A 7,096-nucleotide genomic window follows, 5' to 3' on the forward strand; every position below is an offset into this window, starting at 1 on the left:
CAAAAAATCGGATGCAGCGATCCGCGCCCGCCCGACGTGACAGTGGCGAACATCCGCCGACCACCGAGGACCGCCATGGAAACCGCCGACCGTCAGCCCGACCCGTCCTCGGCCCCGGCGCCGTGCAACCTTTCCGCGGAAACCTCCGTCATGAGGGGCGTGAGGATCGAGAGGGTCGACAGGCGGTTCGCCGTCGCGCTGGTGTTGCTGGGGCTCGTCGGGCTCGGCGCGGTCGCCGCGCCCGGCCGGGGAGAGCGTGGCGACCGCGTCGTCCCGATGGCCGTGTCCACGCCGGCCACCGGCACCCGGCCGGCCGCCGTGGCGCTCGCCGGCGACCTCCGCGTCGAACCGGCCCGCATCCGGACGGAGCCGGCGAAGGCCACGGCGGAGCGGCTGGTCGCGGCGGTCGACCAGGCGTTGGCCGAGAGCGCCCCCGGCGCGACCCGGACCGGGCCACGGGACAGTCGGCTCCCCGGTCACCCCCACCGGGCGGGGCGGGACGGCCGCCAGCCCTCCGCCACGGTCGGTACGCGGCTGGTGCACCAGGGGCGCGACGGCGTGCTCCGCCTGACGATCAGCCTCGACCCGGCCGGCACGCCCGCCCCGTTCGACTGGACCTGCCGGGACGCGGACCGGCGCCGGGGCGCGATGTGCGAGGCGTCGCGGGAGCCGGACGGCGTGCGCACGAGGCTCCAGACGAGCGTCGACCCCGGCGGGATCGTCCGCCACCGGGTCGACGTCGAGTTGCCCGACGTCGGCCGGCTCCGCCTCGACGTCTCGAACGACTCCGGGACCGACCCGGTGCGGCCCGCCCAGCCCGACGCCCCGCTGGTGATGGAGGAGGTCAGGGCGGTGGCGCTCAACGTCTCCGGCAGGATCACCGGCTGACCCCGGCCGGGAGCTGCCTGACGGCCCGGGGCGGTCTGGCGGCCCGGAGCGGGCCGACGGCCGCGCGGCGGGCGGGACCGGCGCCGGGTCAGCGGTTCCAGTCCTGCTTCGCCGCGCGCACCAGCTTGTCCTTCAGCTCCCGGGTGTGCCGGCGGCTCACCGGCAGCTCCGCCGAGTCGATCACCACGACGTAGCCGGAGTTGACCAGCCGCAGCTCGGCGATCAGTTTGAGCTGCACCAGGTAGGACCGGTGGATCCGGACGAACCCGGCGTCCGCCCACCGCTCGGCGAGGGTCGCCAGCGACACCCGGACCAGGTGCGAGCCGTCGGCGGTGTGCAGCCGGGCGTAGTCGCCCTGCGCCTCCACCCAGCGCACCGCCGAGCGGGGCAGCATCCGGGTGGTGCCGGCCAGCTCGATCGGGATGGTTGGGTCCTCCTCCGCGCGGGCCAGCGCCGCCGGGTGCGACGGCACCACCCGGGAGCCGATCACCCGGCGCAGCGACTCGGCGAGCCGCTCCGCGCGTACGGGCTTGCGGACGTAGTCGGTGGCGCCCAGGTCGAACGCGTCCACCGCCCCGTCGTCGTACGCGGTGACGAAGACGATCGCCGGCGGCCGGGCGAACCGGCGCAGCACCCGGGCCAGCTCCATGCCGTCCAGCCCCGGCATCCGGATGTCGAGGAAGACCACGTCCACGTCGCCGTCGCGGAGCACCCGCAGCGCCTCGGTGGCGTCCCCCGCCGTGTGCAGCCGCGCCACCCGGGGGTCGGCCCGCAGGTGGTACGCCAGCTCGTCCAGCGCCGGCGGCTCGTCGTCGACCGCCAGCACCCGCAGGAACCCGGACGGGCTCACCTCCGAGGCCCGCTCGATCACGCGCCCGCCCGTACGCCGGGGTGGAACTTCGGCACCCGCATGCTCACCTTCGTACCGGAGCCGAGGCCCGTCTCGACGACGAGGCCGAAGCCGTCCCCGAAGACCGACCGCAGCCGCTCGTCGACGTTGGAGAGGCCGACGTGCTGGCCCGAGTCGTCTCCGACGCCGACCCGCCCAGCGTCGCCCGGGTCCCCGGTGGCGCCGGCCAGCTCGGCGATGCCGGCGGTCAACGCGGTCGGATCCATCCCCACTCCGTCGTCCTCCACCGTGATGTGGCACTCCGTGCCCGCGTCCCGGGCCTCGATGCTCACCATGCCCGTGCCCGGCTTGCGGGACAACCCGTGCCGGACGGCGTTCTCGACCAGCGGTTGCAGGCAGAGGAAGGGCAGCGTCACGGGCAGCACCTCCGGGGCGATCTGGAGGCGCACCTGGAGCCGGTCGCCGAACCGGGCCCGCTCGATGGTCAGGTAGCGGTCGATCGAGCGCAGCTCCTCGGCCAGCGTGGTGAACTCGCCGTGCGCTCGGAACGAGTAGCGGGTGAACTCGGCGAACTCCAGGATCAGCTCCCGGGCCCGGTCCGGGTCGGTGCGGACGAAGGAGCCGATCGCGGTCAGCGCGTTGTAGATGAAGTGCGGGCTGATCTGGGCGCGCAGGGCGCGCACCTCGGCGCGGGCCAGCCGCTCCCGGGAGGAGTCCAGCTCGGCCAGGGCGAGCTGGTTGCCGGCCCAGTGCGCCGTCTCCAGGGTGGCCTGCACCAGGCCCGGCGCCGGCTGGCCGTCGGCCACGGCGACCAGCGCGCCCACGGTGTGCCCGTCGGGCCCGGTCAGCGGGGCGACGACCGCGCCGCGCACCGGGCAGTCCACCCGGTCGCACTGCAGCTCCGAGTCGCCGAGGACGGTCGAGCGGCCCGTCGCCACGGCCCGCCGGGCCGCCGCGACCAGCTGGGCGTCGTGGTGCCCGCCCCGCCCGTCGAGGGCGAGCAGCGTGTCCCGGTCCGTCAGCGCCAGCCCGGCCGCCCCCACCAGGGCCCGCAGGTGGCGTACGGCCTTCGCCGCGTTGGCCGCGCCCAGGCCGGCGCGCAGCGGCTCGGCGGCCAGCCCGGCGGTGTGCAGCACCTCGTAGGTGGCCCGCTGGGTGGCCGTGGCGATGCCCCGTCGCCCGCGCAGCCGCAGCACCGCGAAGAGGGCCGCGGCCAGCGCGGTGACCAGCGAGACGACGCCGAATACGGCCGACAGGTTGCCACCCACGCAGCGATCCTGACCCCTGCCGGCCGCCACGCCAAGGGGTCAGTACGCGCCCTTGCGGGCGAGCACCACCCCGACCGTGCGCCACAGGATGCTCAGGTCGTACGCGAGCGACCAGTTGTCGACGTAGTAGAGGTCGAGCCGGACCGCCTCGTCCCAGGACAGGTCGGAGCGGCCGGAGACCTGCCACAGCCCGGTCATGCCCGGGCGGACCAGCAGCCGCCGGCGCACGTCGCCGAGGAAGTCGCCGTCGTCGGCGGGCAGCGGGCGCGGCCCGACCAGCGACATCTCGCCCTTCAGCACGTTGATCAACTGCGGCAGCTCGTCCAGCGACGAGGCCCGCAGGAAGCGGCCCACCGGGAAGACCCGGGGATCCTGCTTCATCTTGAACAGCATGCCGTCGGTCTCGTTCTGGTCGACCAGGCTGGCCAGCCGGTCCTCCGCGTCCACGTACATGGTGCGGAACTTCCACACCCGGAAGGTGCGGCCCTCGTGGCCGACCCGGGGCTGGCGGAAGAAGACCGGGCCGGGGTCGGAGACGCGGATGGCGATGCCGATGACCAGGAAGACGGGGACCAGCAGCAGCAGGCCGAGCCCGGCGGCCACCCGGTCCATCAGGTTCTTGGCCAGCAGCGCCGGCCCGGACAGGGTCGGCTCCTCGACGTGCAGCAGCGGCAGGCCCTCGATCGGCCGGATGTGCACCCGGGGCCCGGCGATGTCGGTGAGCTGCGGGGCGACGACCAGGTCGACGCCGGAGCCCTCCAGCTGCCAGGCCAGCCGGCGCAGCTCGCCCGGCTCCGCGCTGGCCGAGCCGCAGACGGCGATGGTGTCGCCGCCGACCTCCCGGACGAGGGCGAGGACGTCGCGGCCCGCGTACACCGGGACCGGGGTCTCCATGCCCTTGGCGGCCGCGTAGCCGTCGGTGACGTGGATGGCGACGGGCATCAGCCCGGCGGCCGGGTTGCGGGTGACCGCCGTGTAGACCTCCAGGCACTCCGGCAGGGTGCCGACCAGCACCATCCGGTGCCCGGCCTGGCCGATGTTGCGCCGGACCACGTGCAGCACGAAGCGGGAGAGCATCCGGTTCAGCAGGATCAGCAGCAGCGCCGCGAGCAGGGCGGTGCCGACCGTGTAACGGGACAGGTCGGTCTTTGTGGCGAAGGCGAGGAAGGAGACCGTCGCGGCGACGGCGACGCCGCCCCGGATCACCCGCTTGTACTCGTCCGGCCCGAGGCCGAGGTAGCGCCGGTCGTAGGCCCGGTTGCCCCAGAGGATCACCAGCCAGCCGAGCGGCAGCAGCACGAACGCCACCGTGTGGAACCACGTCGGGTCCTCTTCGGCGTTGTAGAAGCCCGCCCGCGACTGGTCGAACGTCTCGATGGCGATCAGGCTGGCGGCCGCGGCGGCCGCGAAGTCGAGCAGCAGCAGGAGTGTGATGTAGGGGCGGTGCCAGCGGGACACCCGGCGGCGGGCCCGGGCCCACGCGGACCGGGGCACGCCGTTGTGGGACGGCGACGCCGGCGGCTGGATCTCGAAGCTGTCGACGTGCCGCACGAGTTTGCTCCGGCCTGTGTTGGTTACCGGGCGCTGGAGGCTTGTCGTCACCTCACCCATGTCCTCCCGCATGACACGGGCCGCTCACTCGCCGTGAGGGCCCGGGTCGCCCACCGTCCCAGTCTCCCACGCGGTGTCGACCCGTACGCGGACCCGAAGGACATTGCGCGGGGTGTGCTGCCGCGAGGCGTCTGGCCGGCTCCGCGCCATTTCAGAAGCCGGGGACCGAGCCACTATACCGATGGATGACGGCCCCGGTAGAGCTGCGACTCAGACCTTCGGCACCTGATGGTCGATTCCGCTCCGTAGTGGGCGAGTGTCGTCACTCACCGTACGAGCCGGGACAACCGTCGGTCAGCGAGCGGCTTGCCGCCGGTCTGGCAGGTGGCGCAGTACTGGAGGCTGGAGTCGGCGAACGAGACCTCCCGGACCGGGTCGCCGCAGACCGGACAGGGCTGCCCCGTCCGGGCGTGCACCCGCAGGCCGGAGCGCTTCTCGCCCTTCAACTCGGCCGCCCGCTGCCCGAGCGAGCGGCGCACCGCGTCGCCGAGCACCTCCCGCGTCGCCGCGTGCAGGGTCGCCAGCTGCTCGTCGGTCAGCCGGTTGGTCAGCGCGAACGGCGACAGCCGCGCCGCGTGCAGGATCTCGTCGGAGTACGCGTTGCCGACGCCGGCCAGCACCGTCTGGTCGGTGAGCACCCCCTTGACCTGCCCCTTGCGGCTGCGCATCCGCTCGGCGAAGGTGGCCGCGTCGGCGGCGAGGGCGTCGGGGCCGAGCCGGGCCACCCCGGGCACCGCCGCCGGGTCGGTGACCAGGTAGACGGCGAGGCTCTTCTGGGTGCCGGCCTCGGTCAGGTCGAAGCCGGAGCCGTCGTCGAGGCGTACCCGCAGCGCGATCGGGCCCTTGCCGGGGCGCAGCGGGGCCGCGGACGGAAACGCCTCCCGGTAGTGCAGCCAGCCCGCCCGGGCCAGGTGGACCACCAGGTGCAGGTCGCCGTCGAGCACCACGTCGAGGAACTTGCCGTGCCGGCGGGCGTCCGTCACGGCCCGCCCGGCGGCGGCGGTCGGCGCCGGGTCGTACGTCTTCAGGGCGCTGATCGCGGCGACCTCCAGCCGGTCGACACGCCGGCCCACCGCGCGCTCGCGCAGGTAGCCCGCGAGCGCCTCAACCTCCGGTAGTTCGGGCACCAGCCAACGGTAGCCTTCTTTCCCGTGAGCGTGAGGAATGAGCTTGCGAGTCCCGCAATCGCGAACGAAAGGCAAGCTCAGTGAGAATCGTGGTGGCGCACAACCGGTACCGGGAGGCCCAGCCGTCCGGTGAGAACACGATCGTCGACGCGGAGATCGCCCAGCTCACCGCCGCCGGCGTCGAGGTGCTGCCGTTCATCCGCAGCTCGGACGAGATCCCGACGATGCCGAAGACGGCCAAGGCGCTGCTGCCGATCTCCCCGATCTGGGCGCCCCGCGCGCAGGAGGACCTGAGCCGGCTGATCACCGAGCGCCGGCCGGACGTGCTGCACCTGCACAACCCGTACCCGTTGATCTCGCCCTGGATCGTGCGGACCGCGCACCGGCACGGCGTGCCGGTGGTGCAGACGGTGCACAACTACCGCCAGGTCTGCTCCTCCGGGCTCTACTTCCGGGACGGGATCATCTGCCAGGACTGCCGGGGCCGGGCCCTGGGCGTGCCGGCGATCGTGCACCGCTGCTACCGGGGCTCCCGGGCGCAGAGCGCCCTGATGGCGACCACGCTGGCCGTGCACCGGGGCACCTGGCGCTCGGTGGACCGGTTCGTCGCGCTCACCTCGGCGGTCGCCGACCACCTGCGCGACTACGGCATCCCGGCCGAGCGGATCGTGGTCAAGCCCAACGGCATTCCCGACCCGGGGGCGCCCGCGCCGCTCGGCGACGGCTTCCTCTACATGGCCCGGCTCTCCCCGGAGAAGGGGCTGGGCCTGCTGCTGGACGCCTGGCGGCGACACCCGGACGGGGCGCTCGGCCCGCTGCGCATCGCCGGCGACGGCGAGCTGCGCCCACTGGCCGAGGCCGCCGCCGCCGAGCGCGCCGACGTGACCTACCTCGGGCCGCTGGACCGCGCCGGCGTACGGGCCGCCATCGAGGCCAGCGCGGTCATCATCGCCGCCTCGACCTGGCACGACGTGCTCCCCACCGTGATCATCGAGGCGCTGGCGGCCGGCCGGCCGGTGCTCGGCACCGCGCTCGGCGGCATCCCGTACCTGCTCGGCGCGGACACCCCCCGCGAGCCCGCCGGCACCGGCCCGGCCGCCGTCGCCACGGCCGCGCCCGGGGAGGGCCACGTCGCGCTGCCCACCGGCGTGGTGGCGGGCGAGGCGGGCTGGGCGGTGCCCCCGGAGCCGGCCGCCATGGCCGCCGCCCTGCCGGTCGCCCGGGCCGGCGCGGCGCGGCTGGCCCCGGCGGCGCGCGCCCGCTACGAGCGCACCTTCCACCCGGACGTGGTGACCCGCCGGTTGATCGACGTGTACGCGGGCGTCGTGGCGGCCGCCGCGCCCCCTAGCGGG

Annotated in this window: 6 protein-coding genes; 2 read left to right on the plus strand and 4 right to left on the minus strand. The window is 74.6% G+C overall.

From position 1 onward, the window contains the following. Positions 1–159 precede the first annotated feature (159 nt). Positions 160–888: a hypothetical protein gene (locus ACWENR_RS11900; RefSeq protein ID WP_452276989.1), complete on the plus strand. Its 729-nt coding sequence runs from the start codon at positions 160–162 to the stop codon at positions 886–888. Between the two features lie 88 nt (positions 889–976). Here ACWENR_RS11900 and ACWENR_RS11905 read toward each other — a convergent pair whose 3' ends face one another. The 4 genes from ACWENR_RS11905 to ACWENR_RS11920 form a co-directional block, all read right to left on the minus strand. Next, positions 977–1,738: a LytR/AlgR family response regulator transcription factor gene (locus ACWENR_RS11905; protein WP_452276996.1), complete on the minus strand. Its 762-nt coding sequence runs from the start codon at positions 1,736–1,738 to the stop codon at positions 977–979. A 17-nt stretch (positions 1,739–1,755) separates the two neighbouring features. Next, on the minus strand, positions 1,756–3,006 hold the full coding sequence (locus ACWENR_RS11910) for a sensor histidine kinase (RefSeq protein WP_452276990.1): 1,251 nt from the start codon (positions 3,004–3,006) through the stop codon (positions 1,756–1,758). Between the two features lie 39 nt (positions 3,007–3,045). After that, positions 3,046–4,617 carry a sugar transferase gene (locus ACWENR_RS11915; protein ID WP_452276997.1) on the minus strand — a complete coding sequence of 524 codons (1,572 nt, stop codon included), beginning with the start codon at positions 4,615–4,617 and terminating at the stop codon, positions 3,046–3,048. 266 nt (positions 4,618–4,883) lie between these two features. Beyond that, a complete protein-coding gene (locus ACWENR_RS11920) occupies positions 4,884–5,744 on the minus strand; it encodes an Fpg/Nei family DNA glycosylase (protein WP_452276991.1) in 861 nt (286 codons plus the stop codon). An 80-nt stretch (positions 5,745–5,824) separates the two neighbouring features. Between ACWENR_RS11920 and ACWENR_RS11925 the strand changes: the two genes are divergently transcribed. Next, the coding region (locus tag ACWENR_RS11925; RefSeq protein ID WP_452276992.1) for a glycosyltransferase family 4 protein at positions 5,825–7,096 on the plus strand (1,272 nt) is incomplete at its 3' end.

Source organism: Micromonospora sp. NPDC004336, from assembly GCF_053602615.1.

Excerpts from the sequence above, each read along its gene's own strand:
- ACWENR_RS11915 (WP_452276997.1), bottom strand. The coding sequence starts at position 4,617 with ATGGGTGAGGTGACGACAAGCCTCCAGCGCCCGGTAACCAACACAGGC.